This window comes from Streptomyces sp. NRRL B-1347 (assembly GCF_000720325.1).
Lineage (GTDB): Bacteria > Actinomycetota > Actinomycetes > Streptomycetales > Streptomycetaceae > Streptomyces.
The window spans coordinates 346,589-365,875 of sequence record NZ_JOJM01000001.1; the positions used below are offsets into that span (position 1 = coordinate 346,589).

Annotated in this window: 12 protein-coding genes; 7 read left to right on the plus strand and 5 right to left on the minus strand. The window is 73.2% G+C overall.

What is annotated here, in order from left to right; genetic code table 11:
* Positions 1–18 precede the first annotated feature (18 nt).
* On the minus strand, positions 19–2,226 hold the full coding sequence (locus IG74_RS0101510) for an OmpL47-type beta-barrel domain-containing protein (protein ID WP_030668175.1): 2,208 nt from the start codon (positions 2,224–2,226) through the stop codon (positions 19–21).
* Positions 2,223–4,679, minus strand: a complete 2,457-nt coding sequence (locus IG74_RS0101515) for a ThuA domain-containing protein (protein WP_030668178.1) — start codon at positions 4,677–4,679, stop codon at positions 2,223–2,225. The genes IG74_RS0101510 and IG74_RS0101515 overlap by 4 nt, the downstream gene beginning before the upstream one ends.
* 324 nt (positions 4,680–5,003) lie before the next feature.
* Between IG74_RS0101515 and IG74_RS0101520 the strand changes: the two genes are divergently transcribed.
* Entirely contained in the window at positions 5,004–5,993 is a 990-nt protein-coding gene (locus IG74_RS0101520; protein ID WP_037824185.1) for a multicopper oxidase domain-containing protein, read from the plus strand.
* 24 nt (positions 5,994–6,017) lie between these two features.
* Here the strand turns inward: IG74_RS0101520 and IG74_RS0101525 are convergent, their stop codons facing one another.
* Positions 6,018–6,536 carry an RICIN domain-containing protein gene (locus tag IG74_RS0101525; protein WP_030668185.1) on the minus strand — a complete coding sequence of 173 codons (519 nt, stop codon included), beginning with the start codon at positions 6,534–6,536 and terminating at the stop codon, positions 6,018–6,020.
* Positions 6,537–6,717: 181 nt separating this feature from the next.
* Here IG74_RS0101525 and IG74_RS0101530 point away from each other — a divergent pair, with 181 nt between their 5' ends.
* From IG74_RS0101530 to IG74_RS0101540, 3 genes are all read left to right on the plus strand, one after another.
* Positions 6,718–7,800, plus strand: coding sequence for a LacI family DNA-binding transcriptional regulator (locus tag IG74_RS0101530; protein ID WP_030668188.1), 1,083 nt, complete (start codon positions 6,718–6,720; stop codon positions 7,798–7,800).
* Between the two features lie 170 nt (positions 7,801–7,970).
* The gene (locus IG74_RS0101535) at positions 7,971–8,732 is read left to right on the plus strand and encodes an SDR family oxidoreductase (protein ID WP_030668189.1); all 762 of its coding nucleotides are present in this window, start codon (positions 7,971–7,973) and stop codon (positions 8,730–8,732) included.
* A gap of 243 nt (positions 8,733–8,975) precedes the next feature.
* Positions 8,976–10,148 carry an acyltransferase family protein gene (locus tag IG74_RS0101540; protein ID WP_030668190.1) on the plus strand — a complete coding sequence of 391 codons (1,173 nt, stop codon included), beginning with the start codon at positions 8,976–8,978 and terminating at the stop codon, positions 10,146–10,148.
* A gap of 73 nt (positions 10,149–10,221) precedes the next feature.
* Here the strand turns inward: IG74_RS0101540 and IG74_RS0101545 are convergent, their stop codons facing one another.
* On the minus strand, positions 10,222–11,445 hold the full coding sequence (locus IG74_RS0101545; RefSeq protein ID WP_030668192.1) for a glycoside hydrolase family 64 protein: 1,224 nt from the start codon (positions 11,443–11,445) through the stop codon (positions 10,222–10,224).
* Between the two features lie 346 nt (positions 11,446–11,791).
* On the opposite strand from IG74_RS0101545, the gene IG74_RS0101550 reads away from it, so the two are divergent.
* Positions 11,792–12,577, plus strand: coding sequence for a VOC family protein (locus IG74_RS0101550; protein WP_030668193.1), 786 nt, complete (start codon positions 11,792–11,794; stop codon positions 12,575–12,577).
* Positions 12,578–12,799: 222 nt separating this feature from the next.
* Positions 12,800–13,060, plus strand: coding sequence for a WhiB family transcriptional regulator (locus tag IG74_RS0101555; RefSeq protein WP_030668194.1), 261 nt, complete (start codon positions 12,800–12,802; stop codon positions 13,058–13,060).
* A gap of 51 nt (positions 13,061–13,111) precedes the next feature.
* On the opposite strand, the gene IG74_RS54125 is transcribed toward IG74_RS0101555, so the two are convergent.
* Positions 13,112–15,583: a hypothetical protein gene (locus IG74_RS54125; protein ID WP_078868496.1), complete on the minus strand. Its 2,472-nt coding sequence runs from the start codon at positions 15,581–15,583 to the stop codon at positions 13,112–13,114.
* A 112-nt stretch (positions 15,584–15,695) separates the two neighbouring features.
* Between IG74_RS54125 and IG74_RS0101565 the strand changes: the two genes are divergently transcribed.
* Complete coding sequence (locus IG74_RS0101565; RefSeq protein WP_051854428.1) at positions 15,696–19,121, plus strand: hypothetical protein; 3,426 nt, start codon at positions 15,696–15,698, stop codon at positions 19,119–19,121.
* Positions 19,122–19,287 lie beyond the last annotated feature (166 nt).

The following is a 19,287-nucleotide window of genomic DNA, read 5'->3' on the forward strand; positions in this document are numbered from 1 at the left end:
GAAGCGCCCGCGGCCGGGCTACAGCTCCTTGATCCGGATGTCCCGGTACGACACCACGTCGGTGACCCCGTGGACCTGGAGGCCCACGTAGCCGGAGGCGAAGCGGCGCCCGTCCGTGCCGGGGTCGTCGCCGCGCGGCGGCTCGAAGACCTGGCCGCCGGTGTTGTCGAACTCGTTGATCAGGACGCCGTTGCGGTAGACCGCGTAGTGCTGGTCGACCACGCGGATCTCGTAGTCGTTCCAGGTGCCCTTGGGCGTGACGCCCGCGCCCGCCAGGCCGACCCGGTCGAAGCCGTACACCGACCCGGTCTTGTACATGTCGCCGTCCGGGCGGTCGAGGACCTGGACCTCATGGCCGTACTTGATGGCCACCCACTCCGGACGCGGCTCCTCCGGGTGGTCGTGGACCTGCGGGAAGCGCACGAAGACGCCGGAGTTGGCGTTGCCGGAGCCGGGCGCGTCGTCCCGCCACTGGAGCTTCAGCGAGAAGTCGCCGTACTTGCGCTCCGGGAACCACAGCATGCCGAGCCCGTTCCTCGTGGTGCCCGAGGTCATCGATCCGTCGGCGTTCAGACCGAACGAACCGCCGCCCACCTGCTGCCACTTGGCGAAGGACCGCTGCGTGCCGTCGAAGAGGTGCCGATAGCCCTCGGTCTGTCCCGGCTCGCCGATGCCGGACTCCTTCGCCGCCTTGTTGATCTTGTTGTACTCGCGCTGGTCGATCTCGCCCTTCTTCTTCAGGCGGTCCGTGACCGTCTTCACGTGCTTGAGGAACAGCGCGTGCGACGACCAGTCCTTCTCGTCCTCGATCAGCTCGCCGATCCGGCAGCGGTTGTCGGTGACCCGGTTCGGGATGCCCGTGTCGACGGTGCCGACGAAGACCGTCAGGCGCTCGTCGTACTCGGGGCAGTTCGGCCCCGGCACCCCGCCGCCCTCGTCGACCGTGAACGCCACCGACTTCGCGGGCGCGGTGTTGCCCGCCTTGTCGCTCGCCCGGTACGCCACCGTGTGCCGCCCGACCCGGTCGACCACCACCGGCGCGGTGTAGGCCACGTACGGGCCGCCGTCCAGGGAGTACTCGACCTTGTCGAGGCCCGAGCCTGCGTCGGTCGCGGTCACGGTGACCTTCGCCCGGCCGATGTAGGCGCCGTCGGAGTTCTTGTCGCCCTCGACCTTCGCCGAGGTCTCCGGCGGGGTCCTGTCCTCCTGCGGCGGCGCGACCACGGTGAACTCGACGGCCTTCTCCTGCGCCACGTTGCCCGCCTTGTCGGACGCGCGGTAGCGCACCTTGTGGGTGCCGACCGCGTGCACCATGACGGGTGCGGAGTACGTCGTCCAGGCGCCGTCGCCGACCGCGTACTCGACCTTGTTCAGGCCGGACCCCGCGTCGGACGCCGTCACCGTGACGGTGGCCATGCCCAGGTACTGGCCCTGGCCGTTCTGCTCGCCGCTGACCGTCGCCGAGGTCTCCGGCGGCGTCCTGTCGTCGGTCGGCGGCGCCACCACCGTGAAGTCGACCGCCTTCTCGGCCGCCGCGTTGCCCGCCCTGTCGGAGGCCCGGTAGCGGATCTTGTGGGCGCCGACCGTGCTCACCACCACCGGCGCGGTGTACGGCTGCCAGGCGCCGTCCGCCCCGACCGCGTACTCGACCTTGTCGACGCCCGTCCCCTCGTCGGTGGCGGTCACCGTGACCGTCGCCGAACCGACGTACGCGCCCTCGGCGTTCGTCGCCCCGTCCACCTTCGCCTTGGTCTCCGGCGCCGTCGTGTCGGTGCCCCCGCCGTCGGTCACGACGAGGATGCCCTGCATCGCCCCGTGGCCGGGGATCGTGCAGTAGTAGCGGTAGCGGCCGGGGGTGAGGGTCACCTCGGCCGTCCACTTGCCGCCCTTCTCGTCGTTCGGATTGGCGAGCAGGTTCAGCGGGACGTCGTTGTTGTACTCCGGGTCGGAGACGTCGAACGTCAGCGTGTGCGGCATGCCGGTGTTGTTGCCGGTCGCCACGCTGTTCTCGAACACGATCGTCGTCCGGCCCGCGACCGCCGTGGTCGGCGCGGACTTGTACTTGGCGATGTCGTTGTCGGCGGTCCACGTCAGGGCCTGCCGCGCGGGGCGCGGCCCGTCCGGGCGGGCCGTGGCCGCCGAGGTCAGGCCGACCACCAGGGCGAGCGCGGTGAGCAGCACCGCCCAGACGCCCGTGGGGCGTGACCGCGTACGAGCGGATCTCATCGTCCCGCCTTCCTGGCCAGGTCACCCGCAGCCGGGGTCGCCGCGCCGCCGGTATAGGTCACGCGCCACAGCGCGGACTTGGCGTCCGAGGTGAAGAAGCCGCGCCCGTAGTCGAGGACGTAGAGCGAGCCGTCGGGGGCGAACTTCCAGTCCATGAGGTTCTTGATGCGGTCGTTGCCCACCGGAATGATCTTCTTGAGCGATTCGGCGTGCACCGGCAGGCCGCCCTTGCCGACCGTCTTCGGGTCGGTGAGCACCGCGTGCCGCGGCTGGTCGCCGTCGTAGAAGTCGCCGACGAACCACTTGCCGTCCCAGTAGGCGGGCCACTTGTCCGCGCTCGCGCTCGCCGGGTCGTAGCGGTAGACCGGACCGTTCATCGTCGCCTGGCCGCCGCCCTTGAGCCACGGCAGGAGCTGCTTCTGCTCCTCCGTCCTGTAGCTGGGGACGCCGTTCGCGTCGCGCGGGTAGTCGATGCCGCCGCCCTGCGGGGAGTACCAGATGGTGTTCGGCTCGGCGGGCGGGATCTTCACCAGGCCGTCGTTGTTCGGCGACTCGTTGCGCAGGTTCTCGCAGTCGTACCAGCCCAGCGGCTTGCTCGGATCGGGCAGATTGCGGTCGCGGTAGGGCTGGTTGTTGCCCATGCAGTACGGCCAGCCGCGGTTGGAGGCGTGGGTGATCGCGGCGAACGTGTCGTACTTGGCCGGGCCCCACGTCGTCGACGGCTGCCCCGCGTCGGGGCCGACCCAGCCCGCGTACAGGGTGTCGGTCTTCTTGTCGACGGAGATGCGCGCGGGGTTCCTGACGCCCATCACATAGATCTCGCCGCGCGTCTTGCCGCCGCCCTCGTCCGGCTCCTTGCCGGTGAAGAGGTTGCCGTCGGGGAGCGTGTACGTGCCGTCCGGCTCGGGGTGGATGCGCAGGATCTTGCCGTTGAGGTTGTTGGTGTTGCCCGCCGTGCGGCGGGCGTCGGCGAAGGAGACGCCCTTGAAGTTCGGCTGCGGGTTGTTGCCCGAGTAGCCGTCGCTGAAGCCGGACGAGTTGTTGTCACCGGTCGCGACGTACAGGTTGCCCTGGGAGTCCCAGGCCATCCCGCCGCCGGAGTGGCAGCAACTGTGGATCTGGATGGGCCACTTGAGCAGCACCTTCTCGCTGTCCATGGCCAGCTTCCCGGTCGCCTTGTCGTACGTGAAGCGGGAGACGTACCGCTCGCCCATGTGCTTGTCGCGGTCGATGCGGGAGTGCGGCGTGTAGTGCAGGTACACCCAGCCGTTGTCCTCGAACCGCGGGTCCAGCTCGATCCCGAGCAGGCCCTCCTCGACCTTGATCAGCTCGCCGCCGCCGCCCTTGTTGCCGAAGACGGTGAGCGCGCCCGCGAGGGTCACCTGCTTGGTCTTCGGGTCGTAGACGTGGATCTCGCCGCGGCCCTTGCCGATGTCCGGGTCGTTCCAGTCGGTCACGACGGGCCGGGAGGAGTCCGCGCCGCCGCGGCCGATGTAGAAGACCTTGCCGTCGGGGGCGGTCACCAGGCCGTGCGGCTCGCCGATCTGGTCGTTCTCGCCGGGCTTGTTGGGCTGGGTGAGGCGCTCCGCCTTGTAGTGGCCGGTGATGGACGCCTTGCAGTCGGCGCGCACCAGACGGGTCGTCCACAGCAGGGCGCCCCGCAGATGCGTCCGGAAGTCCGTCTCGTCGTACGCGTCGGCCGTGCCGCCCATGCCGGTGTAGAAGGAGCGGCCGCCGTCGTAGTCGCGGCACCAGGAGACCGGGTGGTCCCAGCCGTTCGCGCCCGCGCCCGGCTTGTACGTGGACTCGCGCACCCGCGCCACCGTGTGGACGGCGCCCGACGGATTGGTCTCCCAGTTGAGCCACCTGTCGGGGCGCTTCCACTCCAGGGGCAGGTCCTTGGTGGCCGGGCCCACCCGGTCGCCGACCTCGACGGTCGCGCGCTGCACGGCCGCGGGGCCCTCGTCCTTGGGGCGGGCGCCGACCAGTCCGGTGAACCAGCTGGAGTAGGGCTCCGCGCGGGCCGCGTCGTGCAGGCCGAGGAAGCCGCCGCCGGCCTCCATGTAGGCCTCCAGGCCTGCCTCCTGCTCGGCGTCGAGCACGTCGCCCCCGCCGGTCACGAACGCGACGGCGTTGAACTTGCCGAGCCGCCCCGCGTCGGTGAACACCGCCGGGTCGTCGGTCGCCGTGACCGTGAACCGCTCGGCGGCGGGCCCGGAGCGGCCGATCTTCTCGATCGCCGCGATGGCGGCGTCGACGACCGGCGACTCGTCGCCGGGCGCCGCGGATCCGTAGAAGGCGAGGACGCGCACGTTCGCGCCACCCGGAGGCGCGGGCAACGCTCGTGACATCGTTGTCTTCATCGCTTCGGCGTCACTGGGCGGTTCGGGGAAGGGGCGCGCGGACGCGACGGGCCCGGAGAGGACCCCGGCCGCGAGCGCCCCCGCGGCCATGGCCGCCGCCCAGGAGCGACGGGTGGTTCTGTGCCTTGCTCTGCCGAACTCTCGTGTGGTTAAGGGTTGTTGACGCGGTGTGAGCCGCATGAGAACACCGACCCCTCGTTGGTCACGACTGCGGCGACTACAACAACAGCGCGGTTGAAGCTAGCCCCCTTTCGACGGCTAGCCAAGAGCTATGACGTCACTTCACCCGAACTTTGTCCTGCCTGTGGAGAAACGGGGTTCCTGCCGCTAGCGTGTGGCCGAATCCGGTGCCCCGTGCGCCATGGCTACGCCTGATGAAGTGTCAGTTTCCATTCCACAGTGGGGGAGTTCGGCATGGACAGACGGAGCTTCAACCGACGGATGCTGGTGGGCGGAGCGGTCGCGGCGACCGGGGTGACATCGATGTCGGCCATGGCGCCCGACGCGGTACCGGCCGAAAACCCTCCCAGGACGGCCCCGGCGGGCGGCGAGGTGCGCCGCATCACGATGTACGCCGAGAAGCTCCCCGACGGGCAGCTGGGCTACGGCCTTGAGCGGGGCAAGGCGACCGTGCCGGGCCCGCTGATCGAGCTCAACGAGGGCGACACGCTGCACGTCGACTTCGAGAACACCACGGACGTCGCCGTCAGCCTGCACGTCCACGGCATGGACTACGAGATCTCCAGCGACGGCACCAAGCACACCAGGTCCGACGTGGCGCCGGGCAAGAAGCGCACGTACACCTGGCGCACGCACGCGCCCGGCCGCCGCAAGGACGGCACCTGGCGCCCCGGCACGGCGGGCTACTGGCACTACCACGACCACGTGGTCGGCACGGAACACGGCACCGGCGGCCTGCGCAAGGGCCTCTACGGGGCGGTGATCGTGCGCCGCAAGGGCGACATCCTGCCCGACAAGACCTGCGTGATCGTCTTCAACGACATGATGATCAACAACAAGCCCGCCCACTCCGGCCCCGACTTCGAGGCCACCGTGGGCGACCGGGTCGAGTTCGTGTCGATCACGCACGGCGAGTACTACCACACCTTCCACATCCACGGTCACCGCTGGGCGGACAACCGCACGGGCATGCTGACCGGGCCCGACGACCCCAGCCAGATCCTCGACGACAAGATCACCGGACCGGGGGACTCCTTCGGCTTCCAGGTGATCGCGGGAGAGGGAGTCGGCGCGGGCGCGTGGATGTACCACTGTCATGTGCAGAGCCACTCCGACATGGGGATGGTGGGCCTGTTCCTGGTCAGAAAACCGGACGGCTCGATTCCGGACTATGAACCCCATCATCCCCACGAGAAGGCGGAGCAGGGAGGAGCCCACCACTAGGGGCCTGTCAGGTGACGGGTGCTGTCAGCGCAGGAGGCTCCATTTGTAGCGGGCGTCCTTGGGGTCCAGGTCGTTGCGTACCGTCACATAGGACGTGCCCTCGCGGTACGGCGTGCTCAGGAGCTTGCCGTCGTCGTGGGACACCCAGAACAGGTCCCCGGCGTTGTTGCCGTTGAAGTGCCAGAACTGATTGACGTCGTTCGCGTCGCACGTGCCGAGCCAGGCGAGGCCCCAACCGGCCACGTCCGCAAGGCACTTGCCGGTGCTGACGGAGACGATCTGCCACGCCGGCCGGTTCGCCAGCTGCAGGCGCCACCGCTGCCGGGAGTCGCCGAGGTCGCAGGCGGCGAAGGTGGCGGTGCCCTGGAAGGCGTTGGCGGGGTCGTCGGCGGTGGACATGCACAGGCCGTTGCCCGTGTTGCGGAACAGGCTCCCGGGGTCGGGCTCGGCCGCGCCCGCGGGCGCCGCCCCCGTGAGGAGGGTGCCGCCCGCGGCCGTGACCAGGGCCGCGGCCAGGGCGGTGAGCCGACGTGTGAACTTCATGGGACGTCCTTTCCGGTGGCGGTGCTGCTCCCGATGCTGAGGCACGGCGCGGCGCGGCACCATCGCCGGAACGGGGGACGGCGGGGGCGCGCGGGGGGCCCGCGGGCCGGTGCCGGGCGCGCTCCGGGGCGCCGCCGCCGCGGCTATTCTGATCGGCAACCGCCGATGAGGAGTTTCCGAGGTGAGCGAGGCAGGGGCGCGTCCCACGCTGGAGGCAGTGGCCGCGCGGGCCGGGGTTTCGCGCGCGACGGTGTCACGGGTGGTGAACGGCGAGGCAGGGGTGCGGGAAGTCCTCGCCGCGAAGGTCAGACGGGCCGTGGACGAACTCGGCTACGTGCCCAACCGCGCCGCCCGCAGCCTCGTCACCCGGCGCTACGACGCCGTGGCCGTGGTCATCGCCGAGCCGGAGACCCGGGTCTTCGCCGATCCGTTCTTCGCGCTCCAACTGCGCGGCATCAGCAAGGAACTGACGGCCCACGACGTGCAGCTCGTACTGCTGCTCACCGAGGGGCGCGCCGACCACGCGCGCGTGGGCCGCTATCTGGCCGGCGGCCACGTCGACGGGGCGCTCGTCTTCTCGCTGCACCTGGACGACCCGCTGCCGGTCATCATCAACGGCGCGGGCGTGCCCACGGTGTTCGGCGGCCGCCCCGGCTGGTCCGGCGGCGAGGACAGCGTGCGGTACGTCGACTGCGACAACCGCGGCGGCGCGCGCTCGGCCGTGCGGCACCTCGCCGGGCTCGGCCGCACCCGCATCGCGCACATCACCGGGGCCCTCGACCAGACGTCGGCCGCCGACCGCCTCGACGGCTTCCGGGACGTCCTGCCGACCGCGGACGCGCGCCTCGTCGCCGAGGGCGACTTCACCCCCGCGGGCGGTGAGCGGGCCATGCGGCACCTGCTCGACCGGTGCCCGGACGTCGACGCCGTGTTCGCCGCGAACGACCTGTCGGCGGCCGGGGCGCTGCGGGTCCTGCGCGCCTCCGGGCGGCGCGTGCCGGACGACGTGGCGGTCGTCGGCTTCGACGACATGCTGCCCGTGGCCGAGCAGGCCGATCCGCCGCTGACGACGGTGCGCCAGGACATCGAGGAGATGGGCCGGATCATGGCCGCCATGCTGCTGCGCGGGCAGGACCGGAGCCCCGCCCCGGAACCGGAGCAGGCGCGCGCGCACGCGCGCGCACGGCGGCGCGACACCGACGACGTCGGGCACGCGGCGAGCGTGGTCCTGCCGACGGAACTGGTGCGCCGGGAGTCGGCGTAGAGAAGGCGGCAGGCGGAGTCGTGGGGGCGGCGGCGTCGCGGGGCCCGCGTCGAAAGTCCTCCGCGCTCCCGGTCACATTTCTCGCCCGCCAGGGGTCATAGGGACAGCTGCGCCGATACGGCGGCAGCGCCCGGGAGCCTGCTCCCGGACCCCACGAGCGAGGAGTAGTCATGGCGGCATCGATCCTGGTCACGGGTGGCACGGGCACGCTCGGGCGGCTCGTGGTGCCGCTCCTGCGGGCGGCCGGGCGCGAAGTGCGGGTGCTCACCCGGCACGACCGCGCACCGGGCGACGGCATCACCGACGTCACCGGTGACCTGGTCAAGGGCGAGGGCGTCGAGGAGGCCGTGGCCGGGGTCGACACCGTGCTGCACCTGGCGGGCGGCCCCAAGGGCGACGCCGAGGCGGCCGGACACCTGGTGCGGGCCGCCCGCGCCGCGGGGGTGCGCCACCTCGTGTACATCTCGGTCATCGGGGCGGACCGGGTGCCGCTCGGCTGGTTCCGGTCGAAGCTGGCCGCCGAGCGGGCCGTCGCGGAGTCGGGCATCGCGTGGACGACGCTGCGCGCCGCCCAGTTCCACGACCTGGTGCTCACCATGGCCGAGAAGATGGCGAAGCTCCCGGTGCTCCCGGTCCCCGGCGGCCTGCGCTTCCAGCCGGTCGACGCGCGGGAGGTGGCCGCACGGCTCGCCGAGCTGACGCTCGGCGAACCCGCGGGCCTGGTGGCCGACCTGGCGGGGCCGAAGGTGTACGGCATGGGCGAGCTGAACCGCGGCTATCTGAAGGCGCGCGGCAAGCACCGCCTCCTCATGCCGGTCCGCATGCCCGGCAAGGCGGGCCGCGCCTACCGCGCGGGCGAGAACCTCACGCTCGACGGCGCGCTGGTCGGCGAGCGCACCTGGGAGGAATTCCTCGCCGAACGCGTGCGGTAGCCGATCCTGGTCCGCGCCGTTCCGCTTCCGTCCCCGTCCGTACTGTCGGCGGTACAGCGGACAACGAAATGGCCGGGAAATCTTGCGGCCGGGATCTTCAACCGTCAGCCTCTATCCACGACTTGAGGATCTCGGGCCGCCCGCTCGGCGGGCGCGCTCGCGGTTCGGCATGCGCGGGCCCGGGACGGGCCCGCCGCGGGCACCCGGTGCCCGCAACGGGGCAGCAGCAAGCGGAGGGTTTCCATGGCCACAGATGCCGTACGTCCGAAAACGTCCAGACTTCCGTCCCTGAGCGGGATGCGATTCATCGCGGCACTGCCCGTTTTCGCATTTCACGCGACTTCGGGGATGAATTTCCTGCGCGGCGACGCCGGTGAATTCTTCACCGACGTCTTCAAGGACGCCGGTACGCCGAGCGTGAGTTTCTTCTTCGTGCTGAGCGGCTTCATTCTGACCTGGTCGGCACGGCCGCGCGACACGGTGCCGGGCTTCTGGCGACGCCGGATGATCAAGGTCTATCCGAACGCCCTCGTCGCCTTCGCGGCCACCGTCGTGATCATGCTGCTCGCGTCCGACCCGATCGAGGCGAAGAAGTTCTTCACCAGCCTCTTCCTCGTCCAGTCCTGGGTGCCGGAGCTGCCGGTCCTCACCGGTATGAACCCGGTGGCCTGGTCGCTGTCGTGCGAGGTCTTCTTCTACCTGAGCTTCCCGCTGCTGCTGCCGCTGGTGCGGCGCCTTTCGGTGCGCGCCCTCTGGGCGCTGGGCGGGGTGCTGCTCGTCGTGCCCTGGCTGGTGGCGCTGCTCGCCGACAAGGTCGTCGAAGGCACCCCCCTGGTGCCCGGTGGCGCCCTGACGCACCACCAGCTGTGGTTCGTGTACTTCTTCCCGCCGACCCGCATCGTCGAGTTCGTCCTCGGCATCGTGGTGGCGCGCCTCGTCCTCAGCGGGGTCGTGCCGCGCATCGGCCTGATCCCGGCCGCGCTGTTCGCGGCCGGCGGCTTCGTCCTCAACGCCCAGGTGCCGTACCTGTACAGCCTCGGCGGCACGGCCGCCTTCTGGGTCGTGCCGCTGATCGTCGCCGGTGCGACGGCCGATGCGGACGGGACGCGCTCGGTGATGCGCGGGCGCGTGATCGTCAAGCTCGGCGAGATGTCGTTCGCCTTCTACCTGGTGCACACGATGTTCGTGGTGTCGGCGCACCGCTGGCTGGTGCAGGACATGTCGGACGGCGCCGCGCTCGCGACGCTCTTCGGCTGCCTGGCCGGGAGCCTCATCGTGTCGTACGCCATGTTCACCTGGGTGGAGGCGCCGCTGGTGCGGAAGTTCGGCAGTGCCCCGCGGCCGAAGACGGGCCCGCCGGCACCGCCCGCCGCCACCGCGGCCGCGCCCCTCGCGGCCGTGGACGCGAAGGAGTAGGGCCCGCGGCTCCGGCGCACAGGACGCACGCCCCGGCCCATGGCGGGCCGGGGCGCGCTTCGCCGGTCCCGCGCTAGGACCCGACGGACACGGTGAACCGGCGCGGATTGCCGTCGTGCGCCGCTCCCGACACGTCCGGCTGGCCGTCGGGGCGCACGTCGTCGTACGGGAAGGCGTAGCCGATGGGCGAGTTGGCGTGCACCACGCGCGCCCAGTGGTTGGTGACCGGGCCCCGGTAGTAGTCGGCGGCGGTCGTGCCGTTGGGCTGGGACGGGTGGGTGAGCATGATGCTGCGGTTGAACCCCGCGGCGAGGCGGGCGAGGATCGCCTTCTTGTCGTCGGAGTCGCCGGGGTTGTTGGCGAACGGGCCGTGGTTGCAGGTGAAGACGTCCTTCGAGGACGGCTTGGCGAAGGTGTGGCCGCCCTCGAAGGCGAGGGTGTCGCCGCTGACCCGGCCGACGCGCACGCCCCGGCCGCCCTGGAGGTCGATCCGCAGGTCCGTCGAGCGGTACTTCGCCCAGACCTGGTCGACGTGGGCCGTGAAGAGGTCGCGGAACGGCATCTGGTCGGGGCGGTCGAAGTAGGGGGCCATCAGGTTCTGCGGCGAGACGACCCGCAGCACGCGTCCGCCGCCGCGGATCACCAGCCGGTCCCACGGCTGCCCGTCCCGGCCCGCCTGTGCCACCAGGTCGGCGGCGATCCTGTCGACGGCCCCGTCGGGCAGCGGTGCGACGGTGTGCGTGGCGTCGCCCTCCAGGCTGAGGCCGATGGGCAGGGCGGTCACCAGGTCGACGTAGCTGATGTTCGCGTACAGCTGGGTGCTGTTGAAGGTGAACTCGCAGAACGACCACGTGCGCCCGTAGTTGGGGTCGGCCGGGGTGGCGAAGGCGGGCTCGACGAGCGCCGGGCCCGGGTTGAGGAAGAAGTCCAGCTTGTCGTCGCGCACGAAGTAGACGCGGGCTCCGTACATCTGAGGGAGCGTCAGGACCTTGGGTGCGGAGCCCGCGGCGCCCAGCGGGATGGCGCAGTCCACCGGAAGGGGGGTCTGCGGGGCCGACGGCGAGTCCGGGCGGTAGACGCCGCCGTCCGGTTTCAGGAGCAGCCAGCGGCCGGTGCCTGCCTCGTGACCGGTGACGTACGCGCGGACCTGCCCCGGGAGGGACTTGTTCCGCAGGGCGAGTTCACAGGTGGCGGGGGCCGCGTCGGCGCGCGGGCTGAGCGCGCCGCCCCAGACGGGATAGGTGAGGGCGCCCGCGGCGGCGACGGATGACGTCAGGAACACTCTGCGCGATATCACGGCATCTCTCTCCTGGCTGGAACGTGGGGGGAGTCGAGCAGGAGCCGGCCCGGCTGCGCGGTGGTGCCTCAAGGTGCCCCCACTGTCGCGGCCCCGAAATCACGGCGTCAAGAGGTGTGACTGAGAGCGCTCTCAGAATCTTCTCCGGCTTCACAAGGTGATGACGGGACCCGGCCGAGGCTGACGGGAATCCGCCGACCGACGGCCGGCCGCGGTCACGCTGCGTGTCCGGTACGGTCCGGCGCGTGCGGGCTGCGCGCGCGGACTGTCAGTGCCCGGTGCCAGACTCGGCGGAGGAAGGTCGAGCGACGCGACGGAGCCGAGCGGTGCGACAAAGGAGTCGATCATGCTCAGTACGCGCTATGTCACCGGATCCCCGGTCTGGGTCGATCTGGGCACGACGGACATGGACGGAGCGGCCGCGTTCTACCGCGGCGTCTTCGGCTGGGACTTCGCGAAGGGCGGCGAAGAGGTCGGCGGGTACGGCACGTTCCGGCTCGACGGCAAGGCGGTCGCGGGCGGAATGACCGTCACCCCCGAGACGGGCGCCCCCGCCTGGTCGGTGTACTTCCGCACGCCGGACGCGGACGCCACCGCCAAGCAGGTCGAGCAGGCGGGCGGGAGCACCGCCTGGGAGCCCGTGGACGTCCTGGACCTCGGCCGCTCGGCCGGGTTCACCGACTCCGGCGGCGCCCCCTTCTCCGTCTGGCAGCCCGGCCGGAACAAGGGCCTCGACCTGGTCGACGCCCCCGGCAGCCTGGTGTGGACCGAGCTGTACGCGCCGGACGTCACGGCGGCCGCGTCCTTCTACGGCACGGTGTTCGGCTGGCAGACCCTCGGCCAGGACTTCGAGGGCGGGACGTACACGATGGTGTATCCCGGCGAGGGCACGCCGGACGACATGTTCGGCGGCCTGTGGCCGCTGGACCAGGACCCGGTCGAGCAGGAGGCGGGCGCCTCCTGGATGCCGTACTTCCAGGTGGAGGACATCGACGCGGTGGTGGCGCAGGCCCGCGCCACGGGCGGCGCGGTCCGGGCGGAGCGCATGGACCTCAAGGACGTCGGCGCGTTCGCCAAGCTCGCCGATCCGTACGGGGCGCGGTTCGCCCTGATGCAGCCCGAGCGGCCCTGAGGCCCGGGGCGGGCCGCCTCTGAGGGTTCTTGAAGGCACACGCCGTGTTCGTGACGGAACACGGCGCGACGCGCCCGACGCGCGCAAAGGTGCGACGGGCCCCCGCCCCGGCCCCTAGGGTGGTTCATGCCGAACGGTCGGTCGCCCCGTCCCCCGGGCTCTGGCGCGCCTCGTTGATCGAACGTTGATCCGTTGTTTCGCGCTGTCGGCCAGGATCACTGCATGCACATTGACACCACGGTGACCGAAGCCGAACTGGCCTGGCAGGAGCAGGCGCTGTGCGCGCAGACCGGACCCGACTTCTTCTTCCCCGACCCCGGCAGCTCGGTGCGCGAGGCGAAGCGCATCTGCCGCCTGTGCGACATGCGCTCCGCCTGCCTTGCGTACGCACTGGACAACGACGAGCGGTTCGGCGTGTGGGGCGGGCTCTCCGAGAAGGAACGGCAGAGCCTGCGGCGCGAGAGGGTCTCGCGTACCGCTTGAGCGCCCCGCCCCGGCCGCGCCCGGACCGCAGGTGACGCAGCCGTATGTGGCTCAGCCGTACGTGACCGTGAACCTCTCCGTGCCCGCGGGCACGTGCACGTCGTCACCCGCGACCGGCAGCGCGCGCCCGTCCGCCGTGGCCGCGCGCACCGGGCCGAAGCGGCACGGATAGACGTACCGCACGCCCTCCGGGGCGTCCGTGACGTCCACGGTCACCGTGCGCTCGCCCGCGTCGTGCGCGAGCCGGTAGCCGAAGGGCGCGCCGAACAGCGTCGGCGCCGCCCCGACCGCCACCGCCGCGCCGTCCGGCACCCAGTGCGGGCGCACGCCGGGGGCCACGTACACATGAGGGTCGCGGTCCTCGTCCGCCTCGAAGAAGAGGATGTCGCGGACCAGGAGCAGATACTCCGCCGCCGCCCAGCCGTGCGGGATGTCGCCCATGTACCAGTGGCGGTGCGGCACCTCGCCGTAGTCGGACGCGATGGGGAAGGCGTGCTGCTCGTTCCAGGCGCCGAGCGCCACCGCCCGGTCCTCCGTGCGCGGCGAGGCGGCCGCCACGGTCCAGCCGAGCAGCGCGTCCATCCGCGCCGGATCCCCGGCCAGCAGGTAGGCGTGCGCCAGCTGCATGGTCAGATACGGCCCGTAGGCGTTCCAGGCCGCCTCGTGCCGGAAGCCGCCGGTCACGAAGTGCGCGTACATCGTGTCGAGCGTGAAGCGGGCCGCCCGGTCGACGTCGTCACCGAGCTTGCCGCCCATGTGCAGCCGCAGCGGATGGAAGTACGCCGCCGCGCCGATCATCGTCGAGTCGCGCCGGCCCACGTCACCGGGGCCTGTCGGGATGTACGTCTCCCAGTCGCCGCGCCGCCGCTGCTCGGCGAGCACCCAGCGGATCGAGGCCGCCGTGGCCCGCTTCAGGTCGTCGAACGCGGCCCAGAGTTCGGCCACCTCAGGAGTGCCGATGCGCTCGGCGAGCCGGGCCGCCTCGTAGAGGCCCGCAAGGGCCCACAGGTCGTCCCAGTAGTGCGGCTTGTCCCGCTCGCCGAGGTGCTCGGCGCTCCAGCCGCTGTGCAGCAGGCCGTACTGGTCCCGGTTGTCGCGCAGCCAGCGCGCGGCGTCGACGACGTACGGCGCGTACAGCTTCGCGCCGAACGCGGCGTCGCGGCCGCGCGTGCGGTCGAAGCGGCCGATCGCCCACAGCGCCTGGCCGTTGCTGTCCCACTCGCGGTCGTCCTTCTCGTGCGGACCGCCGTAGAAGCCGTACTCGGCGCACGGCCCGATCCGGCCCGTGCCGCGGTTGAACCGCAGCGGATAGTGCGTGCCCAGTTGGTGCTCGGCGAGGGCCGTGTCACCCACGAGCGAGCACGCCGTGGCCTCCACCGACGAGTCGCGGATCCAGAACGAGTCGTACACCGTGGGGCCGGGGTGGATCTCCCCGTGGTCGGAGAGCACCAGCAGCTGCGCCCGCGCCTGCACGAAGCGGTCGGCCAGGTGCGCCACGGGCTCCGGCAGCTCGGGCCGCACGCCCTGGCCGAGGAGCTTCGCCGTCCAGAACGCCCGGTTGGCCTCCTCCAGGTCGTCCGCGGGCGTCGCGCGCAGCTCCGCCAGGTCGTCCGCGCCGCTGTACAGATCGACCGGCAGCCGTACGTCGAGCGTGAACACCTCGTCGCCCGCGACCCGGAACGGCCACGCGAAGGCCGCGCTGCACAACCCCGCCACCTGGTCCTGCGCCTGGAGCGCCGCGTTGAGCTTGCCGCCCGTGACCAGGTCGTGGAAGGGGCTGCGGAACAGATACGCCGCGGGGTCCGTGGTGAAGTCCGGGTTGCCGTACACGCCGTAGTGGTCCGGCGGGGTGTCGAACACCGGGCCCCAGCCGCTGTTGGTCTCCACCCGCGCCTCGTCCGGCAGGTACCGCAGGAACGTCAGGCGCCGGTCGGTGAGCTGCTCGCCGTGCCGGTCGTGCCGCTGGAACCCGCTCGGCCCCGCGGGCAGCACCGCCGCGCACAGCCAGCCCTCGCGCGGGCGCCCGTCCGGGCTGCGCACCGCGAGCCGGGACACGGCCAGGTCCCGCTGCCGCGCGCCGACCGCGGCGGCGAACGTCCGCTGCACGCACTCGACGCCGTCCGGCGTGCGGAACGCCGTCACCACCACCGGCAGGTGCGGCGCCTGGATCCGCTGCTCGACCGTGCCGCCCTCCGCCAGCTGCGGAAGCCGCACGGTGGCCGCCGCCGGGTCGTGCAGGAAGAACGTCAGACAGTACTTGTCGTAGACCGGCTCGACCTCGCCCGCCTGGCCGACGAGCGACTCCTGGCGGTGGTCCTTGACGCCCACCATGTGCCAGTAGCGGTACAGGGCGTTGGAGGCGAACGCGGCCTCCTTCGACGCGTACGTGCCCCGGTCGAAGTCGTCGCTCCAGCGCCGGAACGCGGCCTGCGCCCACCACGGCACGGGATACGGCACCCGGGCCCGATCCGCCCAGCCGCGCCACATGACCTCGTAGAACATCCACTCGTGCGTCTGTGCCACGCCTCTCCACCCCCCAGGGGTCGACGAAGGTGTCTCGTCCGCCCAACATGGCACCGCGGCCGCGGACCGTAAATCGCTACGGCGGCCCGGGCGCGCCGGGCAGAATCACCGCATGGCACGCCCTGACCCGGCCGCTGCGGCCGCCCGCCTGCTCGCCGACCTCGACCCGCTGCCCCACCCGGAGCGGATGCGCCTGCTCGCCCGCGCCGGGCGGGAGCGACACGACGAGGTGCCGGCGCTCCTCCCGGCCCTGGAGGGCGGCGGCGAACCCGCGCCCGAGCCCGGCCGCCGATGGGGCCTGCCCCGGCGCGGCCGCGACGGCACCGCCCCGTTCGTGCCCGGCCGCGCCTACGAACGCGGCGTCGCGGTCCTGCTCGCCGCCATGACCGGGGACACCGCGTGGATCGCGGCCCGCATCGCCGACCCCGACGCGTTCGTCCGCGGCCACGCCCTGCGCGCCGCCGACGCCGTGGGCGTGCCGGACGCGGCCTTCGCGGCCGCGCTCACCGACGCGCCCCGGGCGGTGCGCCGCCAGCTGCTGCGCGCGCTCGCCGCCGGGCGCCGCACCGCCCTCGCCGACCGGCTCGTCGACGGCGTCCGGCGCGACTGGGGCGACGCCGAGGCGGCCCGGCTGCTGCCCGGCTGCTCCGAGGACGTGGTGGTCCGCCTGCTGCCCGAAGTACTGTACGCCGTGCGCGCCTTGACCGCCCTGGCCAAGCGGCACCACGGCGTCCTGCTCGACGTCGTCACGCGCGAGCTCGCCGCCGCGCCCGAGGTGCTCCGCGACGCCTGCTGGGAGCGGTGCGCGGCCGCCCTGGAAGCGAGCGCGGAGCACGACCCGGGGCGCGTCCTCGACCTCCTTGAGCGGTACGCGCCGACCCGCTTCCCCGACCGGCTCCTGCCCCACCTCGCGGCGTTCGCGGCGGTCGCGCCCGACCGCACGCTGCGGCTGCTCACCGGTGAATGGGGCCCGGCGCTCCGCGGCAGCGGCCGTCTCACCCGGTCCGTGCTGCGCCGCCTGGCCCGGCGCGACGGCCCCGAACTCACCGCCTACGCCCGCTCCGTCGCCGACGACTCCGCCGCCCTCGCCCGGCTGCTCGCGGCGCACCCGCCCGCCGTCAGGACCGCGCTGCACGCGGCTGCCGTCGAGGGCCGCGGGGCCGGGCCCGCCGCGGTCGACGGCGTCCTCTGGGACGTCCTGCCGCGCCACGCCGCCGCCGACGAGGCCCGCCGCGTCGCCGCCCGGGCCCGCGCGGACGGCGCGTACTGGACCACCGTGCTCGCCGCCGAGTCCCATCTGCCGTGCGCCGAGGTCCGCGAGCACCTCGTCGCCGCCACCCGCCGCCCCGTCGCCGACGACCGGGCCGAGGCCTGGCCGTTCCTCGTCCGCAACGCGGCCCGCTCCCGCGACCCGGCCGAAGTCACCCGCGTCGTACGGGACATGGCCGAGCGCCTCGCCAACGAACAGGACCCGGTGCGCTCCGAGGCCCTGTACGCCCTGTCGACCGTACGGCCCGCACTGCTCGCCCCCGACGCCGTCGCGCACCTGGACCGGCTCGCCGCCGACGCCGTGGCCGCGCGCGACTGCTCGTACGACACCCGGGACGCGCTCAGCACCCTCGCGCTCGCCGTGCTGCGCGAGCACGCCGCCAACGCGCGCACCGAACTGGTGAGTTGGGGCCTGCGCACCCTCACCCGGCTGACCGGCAGCACCGGGCGCGCCGACTTCGGGCGGCTCGACCGGGTGCTGCGACGCGGTCAGGAACACGCGGTGTACGAGGCGCTGCGGCCCTGGATCGAGGCGGGCGCGGAGAAGGCGGACTACGGCCTGGCCTTCGCCCTCGCCCGCGCCGTCGGGCGCCGCGCGCGGGGCATGGCCGCGCTCCAGGACCTGCTGTGGCAGGCGGTCCGGTTCGGCGACAACCCCACGGCCGCCACGGCGATCGGCCTGTGGCTCGCGGCCGCGGAGACCTCGGCCGACCGCGACGAACGCGTCGCGCGCGTCCTCGCCCGAGAGCCGTCGGCGGCCGCCCTGGCCCCCGTGCACACCGTCCTCACCCACCGCCGCACCGATCTGCTCGACCCGCTGCTCGGTGCGACGCCGCCGTACGGCCGCTTCCTGACCCCGGGGTCGACCTGGACGCTGCCCGCCGGGCCGCGGGCGGTGCGGCGCTGGACGGCACGCCAACAGGAGGCCTGGGCGCGGCAGTTGGGGGTCGTCGTGGCCGATGAGAAGCTGCCGCTCGCGGACCGTGCCGCCGCGCTCGCCCGCTGCGCGGCCGTGCCCGGTACCGGCGCGGACCTCGTCCGGCACTGGAGCGCTTCCGCCGACGTACGCCTCGCCGAGGCGGGCCTCGCCGCGCTCGCCCACACCGACAGGCCCGGGGACGCCGTGCCCGCGCTGCTCGCGCACGCGGGCGACGACCGGGCGCGGGTCGCGGTGTACGCGGTGAACCTGGCCTCCCAGTACGTGGCGCCCTCGCTCCTCGCCGGGCCGCTGCGGGAGGTTCTCGTCGGGCCAGGGGTGAAGGTCACCAGCCGCAAGGAGGCCGCCCGGCTCGCGGCGACCCGGCTGCCCGCGGCGCCGGCCGCGGCCCTGCTGCGCGAGGCGTACCGGGCGCCGGGCGGCCACCCGGACGTGCGGGCCGCGTGCGTGGCGTGCGGCGGCGGGCTCCTCGGCGAGGCGCCCGTGTGGGAGCTGCTCGCCGACGCCGTCCGGGGCGAGCCCGCGCCGCGGTACGCCGTCCTGCGGACGCGGCCCCTCGACGTCGCCCCCGCGCACCGGGAGCGGTACGCGCGCCTCGTGCGTGACGTGGGCGCCGCCGGTGACGCCGAGACGGCGGTCCTCGCCTTCAGCGTGCTGCCCCGGTGGGCGCCGTGGTCGGCCGAGGCCGCGGCGGTGCTCGGCGCGGCCTGCGCGGACCTGGCGCGGGGCCGGGCCGAGTGGCAGGCGGCCGCGGACGGCCTGGTCACGGCGGCGGTCACCGCCGTCGGCGGCGACGAGGCGCTGTGCGCGGCCCTGGCGGCGCTCGCCGCCGTGCCCGGGGAGCCGGGGCTCGCGGCGCGGCGGCGCGTCGAGCACGTGGTGGCGCGGCTCGCGCTGCCGCAGGGGGCGACGGGGCGGTCGGTGGCCCGGCGTGCGGGTGAACTCCTCACCGGCTACGAGGACTTCAGGCCGCAAGCCGTGCGGTTGTTGGTGGCCGCCGTGGATGTCTTCGGGGCCGGGGTGGGGCGGGACCTGGAGCGGGTCGCGGAGCTGCACGAGGGGCGGCCGGTGCTTGCCGGGGCGACGGCGCGGGGCCTCGCGGAGCGTCTCGCCGGGGTGGACGCCTCCCTGGCCGGGGCGGCCCTGCTGCCCGTGGCCCGGGCCCTCGCCGCGGGCCCCGGCCCCGCCCGGCCCCTCTTCGCCGTCTCCCTCACCGAAGCCCTCGGCTCCCGCACCGGCTGGCCCCCACCGTGGCGAGCCCTCCTGACCACGCTCCGCCACCACCCGGTACCCGACACCAGGGACGCGGCACTGGGGGTGGCTTTGCCGTAGCCCTCGCTTGAACGGTTGCGCGGCACCGGGGCGCTGTGCCCACCCGTCCCGCCCTGCGGGACGATTGCCCACAGCGGGGGGGATCGCCGTCGTCCCGCGTGCCCCCCCACCGGCAGCGCGGAGCGTCGGGGCCCGGCCTCGCAAGGCGGGGGAGTCTCGGGTGGGC

Excerpts from the sequence above, each read along its gene's own strand:
- IG74_RS0101540 (WP_030668190.1), top strand. The coding sequence starts at position 8,976 with ATGGCCACAGATGCCGTACGTCCGAAAACGTCCAGACTTCCGTCCCTG.
- IG74_RS0101525 (WP_030668185.1), bottom strand. The coding sequence starts at position 6,536 with ATGAAGTTCACACGTCGGCTCACCGCCCTGGCCGCGGCCCTGGTCACG.
- IG74_RS0101520 (WP_037824185.1), top strand. The coding sequence starts at position 5,004 with ATGGACAGACGGAGCTTCAACCGACGGATGCTGGTGGGCGGAGCGGTC.
- IG74_RS0101565 (WP_051854428.1), top strand. The coding sequence starts at position 15,696 with ATGGCACGCCCTGACCCGGCCGCTGCGGCCGCCCGCCTGCTCGCCGAC.
- IG74_RS0101510 (WP_030668175.1), bottom strand. The coding sequence starts at position 2,226 with ATGAGATCCGCTCGTACGCGGTCACGCCCCACGGGCGTCTGGGCGGTG.
- IG74_RS0101515 (WP_030668178.1), bottom strand. The coding sequence starts at position 4,679 with ATGGCCGCGGGGGCGCTCGCGGCCGGGGTCCTCTCCGGGCCCGTCGCG.
- IG74_RS0101535 (WP_030668189.1), top strand. The coding sequence starts at position 7,971 with ATGGCGGCATCGATCCTGGTCACGGGTGGCACGGGCACGCTCGGGCGG.
- IG74_RS0101550 (WP_030668193.1), top strand. The coding sequence starts at position 11,792 with ATGCTCAGTACGCGCTATGTCACCGGATCCCCGGTCTGGGTCGATCTG.
- IG74_RS0101555 (WP_030668194.1), top strand. The coding sequence starts at position 12,800 with ATGCACATTGACACCACGGTGACCGAAGCCGAACTGGCCTGGCAGGAG.